The organism is Streptomyces sp. NBC_01515 (genome assembly GCF_045040345.1).
In the GTDB taxonomy this organism is placed as follows: Bacteria; Actinomycetota; Actinomycetes; order Streptomycetales; family Streptomycetaceae; genus Streptomyces.
This window is the reverse complement of sequence record NZ_CP109416.1, coordinates 80293-97362: the sequence shown is the minus strand read 5'-3', so window position 1 is coordinate 97362 and position 17070 is coordinate 80293. Positions and strand designations below refer to the sequence as shown.

At 70.0% G+C, this 17070-nt stretch carries 12 protein-coding genes and 3 pseudogenes; 9 read left to right on the top strand and 6 right to left on the bottom strand.

All coding sequences use genetic code 11. From position 1 onward, the window contains the following. Positions 1–150: 150 nt before the first annotated feature. Positions 151–1059, bottom strand: coding sequence for a LysR substrate-binding domain-containing protein (locus OG407_RS00380; RefSeq protein ID WP_405853872.1), 909 nt, complete (start codon positions 1057–1059; stop codon positions 151–153). 132 nt (positions 1060–1191) lie between these two features. Between OG407_RS00380 and OG407_RS00375 the strand changes: the two genes are divergently transcribed. From OG407_RS00375 to OG407_RS00355, 5 genes and pseudogenes are all read left to right on the top strand, one after another. Further along, positions 1192–2310: a PrpF domain-containing protein gene (locus OG407_RS00375; protein ID WP_405853870.1), complete on the top strand. Its 1119-nt coding sequence runs from the start codon at positions 1192–1194 to the stop codon at positions 2308–2310. Further along, positions 2307–3740 carry a C4-dicarboxylate transporter DctA gene (gene dctA, locus OG407_RS00370; RefSeq protein WP_405853868.1) on the top strand — a complete coding sequence of 478 codons (1434 nt, stop codon included), beginning with the start codon at positions 2307–2309 and terminating at the stop codon, positions 3738–3740. The genes OG407_RS00375 and dctA overlap by 4 nt, the downstream gene beginning before the upstream one ends. Positions 3741–4022: 282 nt before the next feature. Next, positions 4023–4157 (top strand): annotated as a pseudogene (locus tag OG407_RS00365) (transposase); the annotation flags it as partial. Between the two features lie 198 nt (positions 4158–4355). Then, positions 4356–6335 carry a hypothetical protein gene (locus OG407_RS00360; protein ID WP_405853866.1) on the top strand — a complete coding sequence of 660 codons (1980 nt, stop codon included), beginning with the start codon at positions 4356–4358 and terminating at the stop codon, positions 6333–6335. Between the two features lie 82 nt (positions 6336–6417). Then, positions 6418–6694 (top strand): annotated as a pseudogene (locus OG407_RS00355) (hypothetical protein). Positions 6695–7902: 1208 nt separating this feature from the next. Here the strand turns inward: OG407_RS00355 and OG407_RS00350 are convergent. The 4 genes from OG407_RS00350 to OG407_RS00335 all read right to left on the bottom strand — a co-directional run bounded on the left by OG407_RS00350 (position 7903) and on the right by OG407_RS00335 (position 11515). Next, the gene (locus OG407_RS00350; protein WP_405853864.1) at positions 7903–8856 is read right to left on the bottom strand and encodes a hypothetical protein; all 954 of its coding nucleotides are present in this window, start codon (positions 8854–8856) and stop codon (positions 7903–7905) included. A gap of 39 nt (positions 8857–8895) precedes the next feature. Beyond that, on the bottom strand, positions 8896–9363 hold the full coding sequence (locus OG407_RS00345) for a peptidase inhibitor family I36 protein (RefSeq protein ID WP_405853862.1): 468 nt from the start codon (positions 9361–9363) through the stop codon (positions 8896–8898). 332 nt (positions 9364–9695) lie between these two features. Continuing rightward, on the bottom strand, positions 9696–10676 hold the full coding sequence (locus OG407_RS00340) for an ArsR/SmtB family transcription factor (protein ID WP_405853860.1): 981 nt from the start codon (positions 10674–10676) through the stop codon (positions 9696–9698). Between the two features lie 446 nt (positions 10677–11122). After that, on the bottom strand, positions 11123–11515 hold the full coding sequence (locus OG407_RS00335) for a dihydrofolate reductase family protein (protein WP_405853858.1): 393 nt from the start codon (positions 11513–11515) through the stop codon (positions 11123–11125). A 142-nt stretch (positions 11516–11657) separates the two neighbouring features. Here OG407_RS00335 and OG407_RS00330 point away from each other — a divergent pair, with 142 nt between their 5' ends. Continuing rightward, positions 11658–11813, top strand: coding sequence for a hypothetical protein (locus OG407_RS00330; protein ID WP_405853856.1), 156 nt, complete (start codon positions 11658–11660; stop codon positions 11811–11813). Positions 11814–12118: 305 nt separating this feature from the next. On the opposite strand, the gene OG407_RS00325 is transcribed toward OG407_RS00330, so the two are convergent. Then, the gene (locus OG407_RS00325; RefSeq protein WP_405853854.1) at positions 12119–12547 is read right to left on the bottom strand and encodes a hypothetical protein; all 429 of its coding nucleotides are present in this window, start codon (positions 12545–12547) and stop codon (positions 12119–12121) included. Positions 12548–12755: 208 nt separating this feature from the next. On the opposite strand from OG407_RS00325, the pseudogene OG407_RS00320 reads away from it, so the two are divergent. From OG407_RS00320 to OG407_RS00310, 3 genes and pseudogenes are all read left to right on the top strand, one after another. Then, positions 12756–12947: pseudogene (locus OG407_RS00320) on the top strand (SAM-dependent methyltransferase); the annotation flags it as partial. 115 nt (positions 12948–13062) lie between these two features. Continuing rightward, a complete protein-coding gene (locus OG407_RS00315; protein WP_405853852.1) occupies positions 13063–13602 on the top strand; it encodes a hypothetical protein in 540 nt (179 codons plus the stop codon). Between the two features lie 636 nt (positions 13603–14238). Beyond that, the gene (locus OG407_RS00310; protein ID WP_405853850.1) at positions 14239–16659 is read left to right on the top strand and encodes a SpoIIE family protein phosphatase; all 2421 of its coding nucleotides are present in this window, start codon (positions 14239–14241) and stop codon (positions 16657–16659) included. Positions 16660–17070 lie beyond the last annotated feature (411 nt).

Sequence of the window (17070 nt, the reverse complement as noted above, 5' to 3'; positions counted from 1 at the left end):
ACATCCGGTCCCACTGGACCGGGGCAAGTAGGGGCCGATCGCTGGGTGGCGGGCCGTCATGGCGGGTCACCAACGTGGTCATCTCGGCGATCACGTCGGCGGGTGGGACCGTTTCCCTGGTGGCCGTACAACGCGGCATGGCATGGCATGTCAAGACGGCGCGCCGACCGCCGCGCTGTCGCGCAGGAAGCCCGCGAAGGCCTGGGCGGCAGGGGTGAGGGCGTGGTCGCTCATGCGGACGAGGAGGATGCGGCGCACCGGGGCAGGGGGTTGCAGCGGCAGGATGCTGACGCCGGCTCGGATGCCTTCCAGGGCGAGGGTGGGGGCGAGGGCGACGCCGATGCCGGCGGCGACCATGGCCTGGGCCTCCTGGTAGTCGTGGGCCTCGTAGGCGATCTGCGGCTCGAACCCGGCTGCGCGGCAGCTGCGGGCGAGGGCCTCGGCCACCGGGTGGCGGTCGGCGCGGGTGATCCATGGATCGTTCGCGAAGTCCGCGAGGGCGGCCGAAGGGCGGTCGGCCAGGGGGTGGCCCTGGCCGACGAGGAGGGCCGGGGGGTCGTCGGCCAGTGTGGTGACGGCGATGTCCTCGCGGTCGATGCGGTTCCAGTCGTAGTCCCACATCAGGGACATCTCGATCTCCCGGTTCTCCAGCATCGCCCACAGGCCCGCAATGCGGGCGCTGCGCACCGTCAGCCGTACGTCCGGGTGTGCCTCCCGGAAGGCGATCACGGCCCGTGGGAGGAGGGAGGCGCCGACGGTGGGGAAGGTTCCGACCCGGAGGGTGCCCGCGTGCAGTCCCGCGAAGTCGGCCAACTCGTTCGCCGCGGCCGTCAGTTCGCGCTCGATCCGCTCTCCCCGTTCGGCCAGCGCGCGGCCCGCATCGGTGAGCGTGACGCCCCGCGCATGGCGCTCCAGCAGGGGCTGCCCGGCTTCTGCTTCCAGGCGGCTGACCTGCTGGGACACCGCTGACGGAGTGTAGTTGAGGGCTCGTGCGGTCGCGGTGACCGAGCCCCGGCGGGCGACCTCGGTGAAGAGCAGGATGCGCCGGACGTCGAGCATCACGCCACCTCCAGCGTTAACTTCACCTTAATACCCGTGCAGATTTCCGAGATTGTACTTCACGCTTCGCGCGCCCACTGTGGATCGCACCCCGCACGGAAGTGCCGTCGGGGTTTCCACGAGGAGACCGTTGTGTTGCGTCTGCAGGGCGAGATGATCCGCGGAGGAACCAGCAAGTGCTGGATCTTCGACCACCATGACGTGGTGGCGACCGGCGTGGACGCCGACACCCTGCTGCTGGCCGCCTACAACGCCGCCGACCCGCGCCAGATCGACGGTGTCGGCGGTGCCTCCTCCACCACCTCCAAGGCGGCGATCGTCCGGACCTCGACGAAACCGGGCATCGACGTCGAGTACGCCTTCGCGCAGGTCGGCATCGGCGACGAGCGCGTGGAATGGGCCAGCAACTGCGGCAACTGCGCGACCGCCGTCGCCCTGTACGCCGTCCACAACGGCCTGGTGCCGATCACGTCGGACTCCACCACGGTGCGGATGCTCAATGTCAACACCCGGGCCCGCCTCACCGGCACCATCCCCACCCCCGGACGGACGGCCTTCGACGAGGGCACGGCCGCGGTGCCCGGCACCGCCGCGCTCGGGGTTCCGGTGCTGCTCGGTTTCGAGGACCCGGCGGGTTCGACCACGGGTCGCACCCTGCCGACCGGCCACGCCGTGGACACCCTGACCGGCCCGGCCGGCCGGATCGAGGCGTCTCTGGTCGACGCCGGCGCCCCGGCCGCGTTGTTCGAGGCCAAGGCCTTCGGCCTGCAGGGCACCGAGTCCCTGGCCGAGTTCGCCGCGGCAGTGCCCACGCTCACCATGCTGCGCCGTCAGGCCGCCCTTGCCATGGGCCTGGCCAGGGAGAACGATCCCGTCAGCCACGCCGTGCCGAAGGTCGGCGTCGTCGCCCGCCCCGCGGCCTACCGCACCACCGACGGCACCCCGGTCGGACCGGACGAGTACGACCTGGCCGTCCGCATGGTCTCGATGCACGCTCCCCACCCGGCGATCGGTCTCACCTCGGCCGTCGCGCTGGCCACCGCAGTCGCTACCCCCGGCACCCTCGCCCACCGCGTCGCCCGGCAGACCGCCGACGGCACGCTGCGCCTGGGCACCCCGGCCGGTGTCATCACCGCCCGAGCCGTCCCCGCAGCGGAGGGCGCGTCCCCCACGGTGCTGCTGCACCGCGCCGCCCGCCGCATCGCCCGAGCCGAACTCCTCGTTCCCGTCCTGGAAGGACGCCCCGCATGAGCCGCAACGACGCCGCCCCGGGCACCGTCACCGCTCCACCCGGCCGCATCCGCCGACTGCTGTCCCTGCTCTACGTCCAGTGCCTCATCGGTGTCTTCGCCGGAGCTGCCGTCGGCTGGCTGTGGCCGTCGTTCGGAGCCGACCTGAAACCCTTGGGCGACGGCTTCATCGCGCTCGTACGCATGATGATCGCGCCGGTCATCTTCTGTACCGTCGTCCATGGCATCGCCTCCATGGGCAACGCGCGTGCCGTGGGCCGCGTCAGTCTCAAGGCCCTGATCTACTTCGAGGTGCTGACGACCGTCGCCATGGTGATCGGCCTGGTCGTCGTCAACCTCGTCCAGCCCGGCGTCGGATTGCACGTCGATCCCTCCACTCTCTCCACCGAGGGCCTGCCGCCGGAGGCGACTCAGAGCCACGAGAGCGTCGCCGCGTTCGTCCTCTCCACGATTCCGGACACCCTCATCAGCGCGTTGACCGGCCACGAGATCCTGCCGGTGCTGCTGGTCTCGGTCCTGTTCGGCTTCGGGCTGAACGCCGCCGGCGAGGCGGGTGCGGGGATCACCCAGGGCATCGAGAAGCTGTCCAAGGTCCTGTTCACGCTCATCCGCTGGATCATGCGGCTGGCCCCGATCGGCGCTTTCGGCTCCATGGCCTTCACCATCGGCAACTACGGCCTGGACACCCTGCGGCACCTTTTCCTGCTGGTCGGCTCCTTCTGGCTCACCGCCCTGTTCTTCGTCCTGGTCGTCCTCGGGACGGTCATGCGCATCAACGGCCTGCGTCTGCTGCCCTTCCTCCGCTACATCAAGGAAGAGCTGCTGATCGTCCTGGGTACCTCGTCCTCCGAGCCGGTGCTGCCGCGCATGATGGCCAAACTGCAGCACGCCGGAGCCTCCAAACCGGTCGTGGGCATCACGCTGCCCGCCGGATACTCCTTCAACCTCGACGGCACCGCGATCTACCTGACCATGGGCTCGGTCTTCCTCGCCCAGGCCCTCGGCATCGACCTCAGCCTCACCCAGCAACTGTCGATGCTCGCCGTCATGCTGCTCACCTCCAAGGGCGCCGCCGGGGTCACCGGCTCCGGCTTCATCGCCCTGGCCGCCACCCTCAGCGCCGTTCCGCACGTCCCCGTCGCCGCCCTGGCGCTCATCTTCGGCGTCGACCGTTTCATGTCCGAGGCCCGTGCCCTGACCAGCGTGGTCGGCAACGGCGTCGCCACCCTGGCGGTGGCCAAGTGGGAGGGGGAACTCGACATGGCCCGTGCCAAGGCGGTCCTGCGCGGCGAGATTCCGTACACCTCCGGCCCCGAGGCCGATCACACCCCCGCGCCGTACACCGATCCCGCGCCGGGTGAGAAGGCCGGGGACGCCGACGTCAAGGAAGCGGCCGGAACGGACCGTGCCCCCGTGCCGGCCGTCGGCTGACGTACCCACACAGCCGGTCCGGAGCGCGGGCTCCGGACCGGTTCGTCTCGTGCTCAGGAGCACGGCACCGCTGGCACCACCTCAGGTCGTGGCAGGGGGTGGGCAGTCGGTGCCGGGGCAGGATGCTGGGTCCGGGAGGAAGATGGGTGTGGTTCGTCCGCTCGTCGCGCTCGTGGGGGTGGTGGGTGCCCTCGGTGTTCGGCGCAGCTGAGGGGGTGCGGACCTGGGTCCGTAAAGCGCAGGTGGACACCGACCGGCGGCTCGGCACCACCTCGGAGGAAGCCACGCAGCCCCTGGCAACGTGGCACCAACGAGAACACCAACAAGTTGCTCCGCCAGTACCTGCCCAAGGGGACGAACCTGTCGACCTTCAGCCAGGACGACCTCAACGCCATCGCGACGAAGCTCAACCGGCGCCGAGGCTGCGATCAGGCCGGCGGACCCAGGCCGCGCAACAGTTCGCCGACGCAGACGGCCCGGTTGCTCAAGCGCGTGCGAACCGCGCGACCGGGCGGAACGCCGCCGTACACCCCCCGCGGCAGTGACCGGCCCGGGATTCACTCGTTTGACGCAACGGCACATCCCTACGTCCTCTCCCGGAAAGCGTCCCGCTCCATGCAACTTCGCTCGCTCCGGCCCCGCGCCGGGGGCGTCAGGTCCCGGGTACGAGAGGCCGAATCCGTCCTCGTCGAGCAGTACGGCGACCTCGTCCGCCTGGCACATCTCGTCCTTCCCGCCTCACTCGGCCGGCATCGGCGGGTACTCGTGGCGCACTCCCTCGTCCAGCGGACGCTGCGCCGCGCGGGAGCGGCACGCACCGCACCCGCCGTCCCCCTGCCGCGCCAGGAGTCCCACAGCGGGGAGACCGTCGAGCGCCGCCTACTGGTGGAAGTGCTGCGCGCCGCGCTGACGTACGGGCGGCGTCCGCGGATGTGGCCTGCACGCTTCGTCCACCCGGGAGCTCTGCGGCCCCGGCTGCCCATGGTCTGGGGGCTGCGGTTGTTCCCGCGTTCGGGCGGGGCCGACGAACTCGCCCTGACGCAGCGGCTGTCCGCGGCCCCCGCCGCCGCCCGCGCAGCCTTCCTGCTGCGTACCGTCCACGGCCTGCCACCCGACACCGTCCACGCCCTGCTGGAGTCGGCGGACGCACCGGACGTGGCCGCCGCCCTGCGCACCGCAGATCTCCTGGAGGAGGACGCGCGCAGGCCCCCCGCCGCCCTGCTCGCGTCACAGGAGTTCGACGCCTGCGCCCTCCAGGCCGGCCCCACCGATCTCCTGCGCCGCACCCGGCGAACCCGCCTGGTCCTGGGGACGGCCGCGATCGGACTCGTGACGGTGGTGATCCTGGCCGTGGCCGGTGACGGCACGGCACACCGGGCGGCCACCCAGGCGCCCGCGGCACACGGCATGCAGGGTTCGGCGGACCTGGTGCGCACGGCCGCCGGAGTGTGGGACAACACCTCGCGGGTCGACTTCACCGCATGGCCGGCCCGCGGCCTCCGCGTCCACGACCAGAATCTGCTCGACCGCGCCCTGTCCGCATGGACGCACCCGCAGGCCCGCACACACCTCCACCTCGCCCCCGCCACGACCACGACCCCACCGGCGAACGCACCACAACTGCTCTACGCCGGGGACGTCAACGACCGCGCCGTGGTGCTGCTCTACGACGGCCAGCGTCTCGCCCGCTACAGCGAGACCCGCTCCGCGGCGCGGGACACACAGCTGAGCGTCGCCCGCGCCGACGACGCGGACGTCACCACGGCGGCGGCCCTCACCCTCACCCCGCCAGGCGGCACCGCCCGCTACCTGCTGGCCCCCTGGATCGCCGAGACACAGACCCGCGACCTGCTGCACCCCGATGTCCCCGCCCGCGCGCTGCACGTGTCGAAGGACGGCGTCACGGGCCCGGTCGCGACCGCGCCCGCGACAGGGAACTGCGACAGCCGGCCGGTCCTGCAACTGCGTTCCTCGCAACGCATCGCCGAACACCACGCGTTCCTGCTCGCCCCCCTGGGCGACCTGTCCCCGGTCCACCTCACCTACACCCCCTTGCCCGGACACGGCACACCACCCGCCCGTCAGCCCCGCGAGGCCACCGGCCCCCAGGCCCTGCTGGCCTGGGCCCACCAGGCCTGCTCCCTGGAGCCGCTGCGCGACACCGGCGTACGCGCCGTCAACACCTGGGACTTCGCCGAACAGGACCTGCCCGACGGCGGCGGCCACGCCGTGTGGACCTGCACCCGCGCCGACACCTGGCGCGGACCCGGCGATGTGACGGTCTCCTTCCGCACGAGCGCATACGCACCCGGCGAACCGGCCCGGACCATCACCCGGGCCCGCGCGACCGCAGCCTGCAGCCGGTTCGGCCAGCACGTCGTGGCCGCCGCCGGCTGGCGCTCCCCGAACGGCCATTGGTACGCACTGGCCGCCGGCAGCCGCGCTGTCACACGCCTCACGGTGAGCGGAGACGTGACGGCCACGGAGCAGGCCCGCACCCTCGCCGTACCCGCACCCCACAACCCAGGCATCACCGTCCGGGCCCGCCTCGCCACCGGCGAAGGGCTGAACGCCGTCGGTACTCCCGGAACGTGAAGGAAGGAGATTTCTGGCTCACCCCACCGGGTCCGGGTTCTGGCACTGGGCGGTCGCCGACATCCCCGCCACCATCGCCGAGTTGTCCGAAGGCGCCGGCGACGACACCGGCGCGGGCCTGCCTGGGCCCCTTCCGACTGCCCAACGATGCTCGCGCGGCCCGCTGCATCGGCGCCGCCCCGCCGACCGGACACGGCCCGCACCGCTACTTCACCGTGGTGCATGCCCTCGACGTCGACACCATCGGCGTCTCCGCCGACGCCACCCCGGCCGCCCTTGGCTTCACCATGGCCGGCCGCATCCTCGGCCGCGCAATCCTGACAGCACCGCTGAGACTCTCGCCTGAAGAACCGCCATGAGATCCGCGCCGAGCGCAACAGGGCCCTCCACCGGGTCAACGTCCGGTGGGAGGCGCTGAGGACCGCGGCGAACTGGCTTGCCACTCCCCACGCCCAACACCCCTCCCGGCCACCAGCCCCGAGGCCGGTCACGAAGGGGGTGCGAAGCTGCCGGTACACCAGACGAGTGCGCATGACTGACATGCCGCATATCACGGCCTGTTTCATAAGCGCAGTGGGTGTGAAGTAAGCCGTGAGATTGTGCAGCCGGACTTGAGATCCCACACCGTTGCAGGACCGGCGGCGACGGCGCGGACCGCTGAACTGCTGTCCTGCCACGTCGCACTCAGGGCTGCAGAGTGTCTCGGGCGTTCTCGTACATCCATGTGGTTCCTGCGCTGCTGAAGAAGCAGTCGGCGAACAGCTCCAGTCCTGTCCGGGCTTCGGCGCCTTCGCAGTGTGAGAGGTCGTCTCTTGAGGCCGCGAGGATGAACTCGTTGATGCATGCCTCGATGAAGGCTCCGGACGCGAGCACGGAAGATGTCGCGTAGGAGCGGTGGTCCGACCTGGTACCGATGGGCGCGGTGTCTTCCTCAGCGGAGCTCGGTGCCAGGGCTTCCAGTTCGCCGCACTTGCGGGAGAGAGCTCGCGGCGCGGGCGTGGTCCAAGGAGAAGTAGTGCCAGACCCAGATCGGTACGCCGTTGTCCACGAGGCCAGGCGTAGACGCAACGCGTCCGGAGAATCCGACACCTTCAATGCGACAGGACAACTGCGCTGTCTCGCCACGATGTCGGATCCGACTTGCATCCGACATCGACCGTGAGATTCCGACACGGGAAATGAGATCCCACTGTAGGCCCCCATGGGAATGTCCCGTTCAGTTGCGGTGACCTGCGTGCTTTCGGCTTGTCTCACTCACGGGCCACGGCATCGTGTCTCACGATCTTGTCCTTTCGGGCCCAGTTCGCGGGGATGGTGTCGCCGTCCGCGACACCTGGCGCATCGAGGTCAGGACAGTGGGTAGATGCGAGCGCTGTGCGAACGGCCGGCCTGCGCGGATCGGGGCGCTGTCGATTGCGCCTCCGTCACCGTTGCGACGAGGCGAGCCTGGCCACCGCCTGGGTGAAGCCGGGCATCATGCCGGTCGCTCGTCGCGCCGTGAGGCGTGAGCGCTGCCCGTAAGAGACGGCAAGCTCCCTTGCGGCGGCGGGGCGATCGGCACGGGATCTCAGGCGGCCGTCGGGGTGCGGGCCAGCGCCGACTGGCGGGCCTGCTCGATCTGGTTCAGCCGGGCCAGCGTGCTCGCGGGCTGCCGCTTGAGGAAGAGCTTTCGCTGGTCGACGAGCGTGCCGCGTAGGCCGCTGGCGGTGTCGCAGCGCCGGTCCGTGGCGGCCTCGGAGTGCTGTTTTCCGGCCAACGAGGCGGGACTTGCGCCTACGGCGGCCTGGGCCCGTATCGCCTGGATGGCCGCCGCCGGGGTCCCTGCCTGCCATCCGGCCTGGGCCATGCAGCGCTGCCAGGTGCCGAGTGCCGACTGGTAAGGCCGGTCAGTGGTGAGGTAGTTCTGGAACATCCCGTTCACGTTCTGCGGGACGAACGTGTCCTCCATCGCGGCCCGTACGCTGCCGTACAACTCGGTCCGCGCCTGGCCTTCGCAACCGCCGGTCAGGTACTGGCTCACGGCCCCGCTGGGCAGCGTCAGGGTCCCCATGCGGGTGTCGGAGCCGTTGTACGCGGCCAGATAGCGTTCCCGCGCCGCAGGCGCCAGGGAGCTGACGTAGCGGTCCTGCGCCGTCACTCCGTCGATCGCGCCGACCGGTGGTCCGGTGATCTCGTAGGAGGGCGGGGTGGCGGTGCCTATCGTGTCCGCGGTGGTGACTCCGGCCGCCGGCTCCGGGCCGGTGCTCGTGACGAGGTAGCGCAGACCAAGCCGTTGCATGCACTGCTGGACCAACACCTGCTGAGTGCCGAACAGTTGCCAGCGCTGCCGAAGCGAGGTGGCGTCGTCGGTCAGTACGGCCAGCGCCGCCGCTTCCTGGCGCGCCTGCGATTGCGCGGCGCCCGGTCGCGGTGCCGGGCCGGTGGAGCACCCGGTCACCGTGGCCAGGGCGGCGGTCAGCGCCGTCGCGATCAGAAGGCTTGCCCGAGCATGCGAAGCCCCGCCTCGCGAATGATGGAACATCGTCAACCGCCTGTGATCAAGGTGCCGTTGGTGGTCGGATCAGCAGGCCGAGGTCCAGAAGTTGGCGCTGATCGAGTCGTTCAGGACCGTCGTGGTTCCCGGGTAGTACTGGGGGAGCAGTGTGTAGCCGACGTTGTCCGGAACGCACCAGGAAGCACTGGTGCGGGAATCCCCGGCGTCCAGGTAGACCGCGACGCCCAGACCGCTGGTGCCGTCGTTGTAGACGGACGAGATGCAGTCGTTCCACGTCTGGTACGGACAACTGGAGTGCGGGAACACGGTGTAGTTGGAGTTGTTGCCGGACACCTGACCCGGCCCGTCCCCGTAGTACGAGTTGTTCCAGAAGCAGAAGTTCCCCGCCGAACAGCCGCTCGGAACGGCAGCCACAGCCTGGCCGCTGATCCCCTGCGAGTCCGACGCGACGGCAGTGCCAGTCGCGGCAGCCGTCCCTAACAGCGCGATCACGGACGCCACCGCGAATGCGGCAGTGGTGCGAATAGTTCTCATTGAGTCTCCTGGAGTCACTGAGTTCGGCGGTGGTGATGGTTCTGGCGGCGGTGATGGGGTCTTGTCGCCAGTTCGCCGATACGGACGGCGCCGTTGGCGAAGACGCCGTCATTGGGGTCCACGCGGCAGAGGAAGCACCGCGTCAAGCAAGCGCGACCGTTCGCGACTTGTCCCGCCGGCGTGCGGTGCACGCCGGCGCCGGTTCCGAACCTGCCACCTGCCGGTGAGCCCGGCCACGCCTTTTCAGTACGGCTTAAATGACCAGGTCACAGGGGACGATGGGCTGTCCGGCAGCGCTCGTCCCAGTCTTCTGTCCTGTGGCTCACGACAAATCACCGAGACCGTTTAGTGGCAGCGCGCAGTAAGGACGCGCCAAGAGGTGTGAGGGTGTGCAGGACCGTTGGACCGTGCCGGTGGCTGCTGATGAGGCCCGCGTCCCGCAGGGCGGTCGTGTGCTGGCTGGCGGCCGGCGCCGAGACGCCGGCCGCGCGTGCGAGTTCCCCGGTGGTGGCTCCGGCCGCCGTGGCCCGCAGCACTACGGCTCGGGTCCGCCCCAACAGCACGGTCAGCGGCGCGGTGTTGGTGGGGGCGGGGTCTTCGTGGAGCAGGGGGTAGACGAGGACGGGTGGCAGCGAGGGATCCGCCAGCGCGATCGGCCATCCCCAACAGAAGTACGACGGCATGAGCAACAGCCCGCGTCCGCCGAGTTGGAGGTCGCAGTCACCGGCGGGATATACGACATGGAGCACGGGGGCCTGCCATCGGATGCTCGGACCGAGGCCGCGCAGAAGTGCCTCTGCGCCGCCGTGCAGAAGTGCTCGGGCCCGGATCGACCGCTCAGCCTCGATCCGCGCCTGCGCGCGTTCACGGTAAGGCGCGATGGCCGTGTCGTAGTACCGCCGCAGGCAGTCGGTCAGGTCTTCACGTACCTCCCGTTCCACCAGACGCCCCGCCCAGGCAGGGGCGCCTGTGATGCTCGCGAAGTGCTCCACTTCGCGCCGGATCCGCTCCACCGGGGTCGCCACGATGGCCGCGAGTCCCGCGTCGAGGCCGTCCGCCGCCTCGGCGGGATTGAGGAAGTCCGGGTAATACGCGGCTCTGGGGAACAGGGGCAAAAGCGTGGTTCGCACGACCCTGTCCAGCTCGGTCTCGGTCAGCCGCTGCCTGGTGTCCCGGTACCACTCGGCGTGCGCCCACCGCCCCTGCCGGGTCTGGAACCGATGCAGGCTCAGCCCGATCTCCCACAGGGGATCCAGCTCGGCCGCCATCCGGGTACGCACCAGGTCCGCGTCGGTGAAATGGATACGGAGCATCCGAATCTCCTCCGGTGGCCAGGTCTTCGAGAGCCGGTCGAGTCAGCATGCTCATGCCCATGTGCCGCCGGCGGCCTGCTTTGCGGACCAATGACCCGACATTCACCCGGACTGACAGAGGCCGGCTGGAACCCTTATGGACAGCCCGTTGCCACTGCACGCTGGGTAGTCGCGCGATGCTGGAGCGACTGCCGTCGATGTCCTGCCCGCTGACGGATCTCCGTCGCTCACCCGAAGTCGGCCCTGTAGATCACGCTGCGGACCGGAGCGAGTTCTTGGAGGTGCGCCGCGGCGGACGGAGAGCACGTCGCGGCCGAGCGTGTGGCGACGCAGTCCTGGGAGCCGGCGTGCGAGCGGGATGTGGACGTCGTGGTAGTGCCCATTCGAATGCCCTGGGATCGGCGGGCATCTGGTACAGGGCTACGAAGCGGGCGGTCATCGGGCCGTCATCGGGCGGCCTTCCGGTGACGGGTGAAGACCGCGGCGCGGACCAGTTCCGCCGACAGGTACTCCAACTCCGCGTGAAGGCCGTCGGTGGGGAACCGGTCGCCCGTGCCGAGGACGGTAGGAAAGGCCAGCAGCCGGTACTCGTCGATCAAGTCCTCGGCCAGGAACCGGTGCATCAAGCTGAGACTGCCGGTGATGGCCACGTCGCGTGGCTCGCGCTTGACGGCGCCCATGACATCGCCGCCAGGGACCCGCAAGTTTGCCCACGCTGCGATGTCGGCGTCGGCGTCGGTAAGCATGCGGGAGGCGACCAGTTTGGGGACAGCGTTCATGCGCTGGGCGAACGGCTCGTCGCGTCCGGGCCGCAGCCGCGAGAAGAGCTGCCGGATCACGCGTTCAAACAGCAGGACCCGTCGCCCAGGGTGCGGCCGCCCTGGAACGTGGCTCCGGTAACGGCTTCACGGCCGACCGGAACGTCCAGCGGCGTGCCTGCCGTCGGGGTCGTAAAGGATCTCGTCCTGGGTGATGAACTCGATGACGAAGACGCTCACGGTGAATCCTTTCGGCCAGATACTCACCGGTACATACCGGCGGCACCTGCTGGACTCGTCGCTCCTGCGGGAAATCCTCGACGAAAATCTGCTGCGGCACCTCGAAGACGCACAGGTCGGCGAAGTGGACTTCAGCTGAGACATCTCCATGATCACGGCAGAGCACACCGCTGTATGGATCGCGACCGGGATCAACACGACTACGAGCGAACGATCAGACAGGAGCTATGTCTTACGGCGCTCTCGTGACCTGCGACTTCGCGCGGTGTCTCACAGAGTGTCAGCAGAGAGCCGTCTCATCGCGATGTCAATTTCTCGGAGATCCGCCATCGTGAAGGTCAGCCGCGACCGACAGAGGGTGCCGCACCATGGCACGGCACCCTCTCAGGCCGGGCGGATTAGAGTTTCTGTCCCGCCCAGCAGTTGTTGCCTACAAGGTCCTCCTCATCCGTCGCTGTGGCATTTGAGCTGTGCGTCGATCTGCGTGGCGGTCTTGGGGCCGTCGTCGGTCCAGTACTGTCCGGCTTTCAGTTTCGCTGCGGATATCGTGCGCAGCGTGAAGACGCCGTCCCGGCCGTCGCCTGACGGATCCAGGTACCCGACCGCGAGGTTGCGGGGGATGGCGGACTGGGCCGGCTCTGGGGCGTGGTGCTCGAATCCTTCACCGGACCAGAGTGTGGCGACGCCTTTCTTGGCTGATGGTGTCGTGGGGTTGGAGGCCCACCACAGGACGTCCGGATTCGCGCTGGTGTCGTCGTCGAAGTCCGTGACTTCTACGCGCCGGATCACGTCCGTGGGGCAGACGGGGAATTTGACGACGATCGTCTGTCCTTCGACGCGTGCGCCAAGGACGGGGGGCACGGGGTCGGACATGCTGTAGGCGCCGTACACCCATGTGCCGACGGCTGCGAGGACGGCTAGTACGAATACTGAGCCTCCCAGCGCGAAGGGCCACACGGGTACTTTCCGGGGTTGGCTCAACACTGTGTGTACACGCCGTCCTTCCAATTCGCGCGACGCTCCCATCTGCTGTGGCATGCGTTTCGCCCTGCCCGCATGTACATGTAGGCGAAGCGCCATCCGCACTCAGGACGCCTGCAACGACAGCGGCGCCGTTCCCTACAGCCTGCGCTCCCTTGATGAGAACACCGTGCTCTTCGACGGCCTGGAGCTTGTCGAGCCCGGTGTCGTCTCGGTGACGGAGTGGCGTCCGGAGCCCGGTTCGGGCGTCCCGGAGGTCATCGCCGAGCACGGTGAACGGCCGCGTACGCCGCAACGACCGCGTAAGCCGCAACGGCAGGACGGGAAGAACAGCAGGAAGCGTACAACTTTCCGGAGAGCCGCCGGTCTGAAAGGACACACACCTACGCGAGCTACCGGGGGTAGTCATGCGACGGATAGGTACTGCGCTGGCCGCGACAATGCTGGCGGGCGGCGGCCTGTTGGCCGGCACGGTTCCGGCGGTGGCCGCGCCGACGGCCGTGGACTGTGCCGTGACGTGGGGAAGCCTGGACAAGACCGGCGACGCCGTTGCCTCCAGGCGACTGACCGACGTGCGGACCGGACAGCACGAGTGCTTCGACCGCCTGGTCTTCGACGCCCAGGGCACGACGGCCGACCCGATCGGCTACACGGTCCGCTACGTCGACGTACTGCATCAGGACCCGAGCGACATCGTGGTTCCGATCAAGGGCGGAGCCATTCTGGAGATCTCGCTGTTCTCCTCGCGCTACGACCCGGCGACCGGACAGCCCTACCCGCCGCTTCCGTCCGTCGACGTCACCGGGTACCGGACCTTCCGGGAGTTCAAGGTCACCGGCGGCTCCGAGGGATACACCCAGGCCGGACTCGGCGTCCGTGCCCGGCTGCCGTTCCAGGTCTTCCAGACGGCAAACCATCTCGTGGTGGACGTGGCTCACACCTGGTGACCCCGTACGGCCCGGGGGTGTGCCTCATGCATCCATCAAGGTAGCCGCACAAGCCCACTCCCTGCCCGTTTGCGCAGGTCATAGCCCTGCGGTGACACTCCCGGGCGTAGAGCCTGGCTTGTCTGTCGGCGGGGGCTCTGGCCTGGTCTTATGGGCCGTACGGGGTCCTTCGGCATGCTTCTCACGGCATCTGCGTCCTCCGTGAACAGCGGGACCTGTCATGCAGGGTGCGGTTTCCCGGTTGTGATGCCAGGTTGTCAGGGTGCCCGTTGTCATCAGCCGGTCGAGGAGTTCTCCGGTCTGCTGCGGGGAGTGCCCGCACATGCGGGCGAGGGTGTCCGTCTCGGTGCTGTGCTCAGTGCCGAGGGAGATGTGTGCGGCCAGGGCCAGGGTGTTGAGCCGCAGGGCGGGCGGTTCCGCCGGCAGGGTCAGCGGGGCGGGGTGGGTGGACCGCGCCCGCCGGCTGCACCCCTCCTTTCTGGCCGACCGACTCCGGGTGCGCCCACCCGCTCACGCGTGCAGCCGGTTCCGCCCCCGCCGCCTGCCGCTTCGACCGGCGGCGGGGCGGTACCCGGCCCTAGGCTGGAGGCCGGGCACCGGAACGTGCCCGGCGTGACAGGCTGCCCGGACGGAGGCGTGCGCGTGGAGACGGTCGGCATACGGGATGCGCCCACCGCTGTCGTCGTGGTGGATCCGAGCGGTGTCGTGAGCGGCTGGTGCGAAGGCGCGCGGCTGCTGCTCGGCTGGACGGCGGGGGAGACCGTCGGGCGGCCCGCCGCCGACCTGCTGGTCGACCCCCCGCCGGGGTTCCCCGAAAGCTGCGGGACCGGCCCCGACCCCCTGGGGGCGATCACCTTCCGTCACTCGAACGGCTCCAAGGTGGACGTGGTGGTGACGGTCCAGCCTCTGCACGGCGCCGAGGGCCGGATCCTGGGCCGCGCGGTGACCGTCCAGCGCTGGGACCGCCGTCCGGTGATCGCCGACCGGGTCTTCGAACAGTGCCCCTTCGCCCTCGGGGTCTACGACCCCGAGCTGCGGTTCCTCTGGATGAACGCCGTCGCCAGCTCCGTGATCGCGCACACGGAGGAACAGGTACTCGGGGAGAAGTACCGCGAGCTCTTCCCGGAGCTCGATGGCCTGGCGTACACGAACAAGCTCTCCGAGGTGGCCAGGACCGGCGAGCCCGCGCGCCTCATCACGGTCTTCCGTCCGCGCGGCAGCAACTACGCCAACGCCTGGGCCACCAGCATGTGGCCGGTGAGGGACGCCGAGGGCAGGGTCCGCGCGGTCGCCAACTGGGGATTCGACATGAGCGCCGAGTACTGGGCCCGGCAGCGCCTGCTCATCCTCGGCGAGGCCAGCAGCGGCATCGGGCAGACCCTCGACGTGATCGGCACCGCCGAAGAACTGGCCAATACCTCGGTGCCGGGCTTCGTCGACCAGGTCACCGTCGACCTCTTTGAGGAAGTGCTGCGCGGGGACGAACCGCCCTCGTCAGCGACGTTCACCCTGGAGGGAACCGTCGCGCTCAGGCGGGTCGGCGCGAAGGCGGACGCGGAGCAGCGCCCCGAGCTCCCGCCGCCGATCCACTACTCCCCGAACTCCGTCGCGGCCCGGTGTATGGCCGCCGGCAGGTCGACGGTGCTACTCGCCGCCGAACCCGGCCCGGGCGGCGAATGGGGATTCGGCCCGGGCCTCGCCGCCGACCCGGCCCACTGGCCGCCGGGCAACCCGGTGATCGACGGAACCCTCGGCGCGGCGGGGCTGACCGGCCGGATCATCGTGCCGCTCCGAGCGCGTGACGCCCTGCTCGGGGTGGTCACCTTCGCCCGTGGCGACCGGCCCGAGGCCTTCACCGCCGACGACCTGATCCTCGCCGAGGAACTGGCCGCCAAGGCAGCCGTCGCCATCGACAACGCCCGGCGGTACACCCGGGAGCACACCACCGCGCTGACCCTGCAGCGCAGCCTGCTGCCGGGCCGGCTGCCGGGCCACGAGGCGATCGACGCGGCCTCCCGCTACCTGCCCGCCGGAGCCGGCGCGGGGGTCGGCGGCGACTGGTACGACGTCATCCCGCTCTCCGGCGCCCGGGTCGCCCTGGTCGTCGGCGACGTCGTCGGCCACGGACTGCACGCCTCGGCCAGCATGGGCCGGCTGCGCACGGCGGTGCGCACCCTGGCCGACGTGGATCTCCCGCCGGACGAGCTGCTGACCCACCTGGACGACCTGGTGCTCCACCTCCCGGGCAACCTGCAGCCCGAGGGCGATTCCGAGTCGGCCGGCGAGTCCGGCGCCACCTGCCTGTACGCCGTCTACGACCCGGTCTCCCGCCGCTGCACGCTGGCCAGCGCCGGCCACCCGCTGCCGCTGGTCATCGCGCCGGACGGCACCAGCATCCCGGTGCCCGCACGGCAGGGACCCCCGCTCGGCATCGGCGGCCTGCCCTTCGAGGCGACCGAACTCGAGCTGCCCGAGGGCAGCCTGCTCGCCCTCTACACCGACGGACTGGTGGAGCGCCGCGAGCGCGACGTGGACCAGGGGATCACCGAACTCCTCCGGACGCTAACCGGGCCGGCCGCTTCGCTGGAGGCCCTCTGCGACACAGCGATGGACGTCATGCTGCCCACCAACCGCACCGACGACGCCGCACTGCTGCTCGCCCGCACCCGGGCACTGGACCCCGAACACGTCGCGGACTGCCACATCGAGCCCGACACCACGCAGGTGGCGAACGCCAGGAAGTTCGCCGCCGAGCGGCTGCGCGCCTGGGGCCTGGAGGAGGCGGAGTTCGTCACCGAACTGGTCGTCAGCGAGCTGGTCACCAACGCCATCAAGTACGGCGCGCCGCCCATCAGGCTGCGGCTGATCCGTAACACCGAGCTGATCTGCGAGGTCTCCGACGCCAGCGACACCAGCCCGCACCTGCGCCGGGCGCGCGACGTCGACGAGGGCGGCCGCGGCCTGATGCTGGTCGCCCAACTCACCCAGGCCTGGGGCACCCGGCACAGCACCAACGGCAAGACGATCTGGTGCGCCCAGACGATCGGCTTGACGTAGCGCCAGTCTCACGCCGGGCCGGCCGGATCCGGGAAGCGTGACCGCTGACACGGTCAGCCAGGCCGCCCGCACCCCGGGCGACCCCGTCCCGCGCCCCGCGGCCAGCCAAAGGAGCTGGCCCGACGATCCGCCAGTGCCCACTCGGTAAGAGAGCCGAGCTCCGTGGTGGGCCAAGATCACCGACCCCCAGTGGCAGCCATCCGGGCAGATCCTGCGCGCCGCCGACGACGCCCGCGCCATTCCTCCCCACAGGCGAACGGTTCGACGCACTGAGCGAGATGCCGACCACTCTGGGCGCATGCGTGCGCTGGGGCGCCGACAAGGACGAAGCCGAGTACGTGGCTACCATCGGCGGCCACGGCACCCGCACCGACCTCGTCGCCTAGGGCCGACGATGCGGGCACATATGCT

Coding starts and splice junctions, on each gene's coding strand:
- OG407_RS00380 (WP_405853872.1), bottom strand. CDS start 1,059: ATGCTCGACGTCCGGCGCATCCTGCTCTTCACCGAGGTCGCCCGCCGG.
- dctA (WP_405853868.1), top strand. CDS start 2,307: ATGAGCCGCAACGACGCCGCCCCGGGCACCGTCACCGCTCCACCCGGC.
- OG407_RS00360 (WP_405853866.1), top strand. CDS start 4,356: ATGCAACTTCGCTCGCTCCGGCCCCGCGCCGGGGGCGTCAGGTCCCGG.
- OG407_RS00350 (WP_405853864.1), bottom strand. CDS start 8,856: ATGTTCCATCATTCGCGAGGCGGGGCTTCGCATGCTCGGGCAAGCCTT.
- OG407_RS00345 (WP_405853862.1), bottom strand. CDS start 9,363: ATGAGAACTATTCGCACCACTGCCGCATTCGCGGTGGCGTCCGTGATC.
- OG407_RS00340 (WP_405853860.1), bottom strand. CDS start 10,676: ATGCTCCGTATCCATTTCACCGACGCGGACCTGGTGCGTACCCGGATG.
- OG407_RS00330 (WP_405853856.1), top strand. CDS start 11,658: ATGACGAAGACGCTCACGGTGAATCCTTTCGGCCAGATACTCACCGGT.
- OG407_RS00325 (WP_405853854.1), bottom strand. CDS start 12,547: ATGTCCGACCCCGTGCCCCCCGTCCTTGGCGCACGCGTCGAAGGACAG.
- OG407_RS00315 (WP_405853852.1), top strand. CDS start 13,063: ATGCGACGGATAGGTACTGCGCTGGCCGCGACAATGCTGGCGGGCGGC.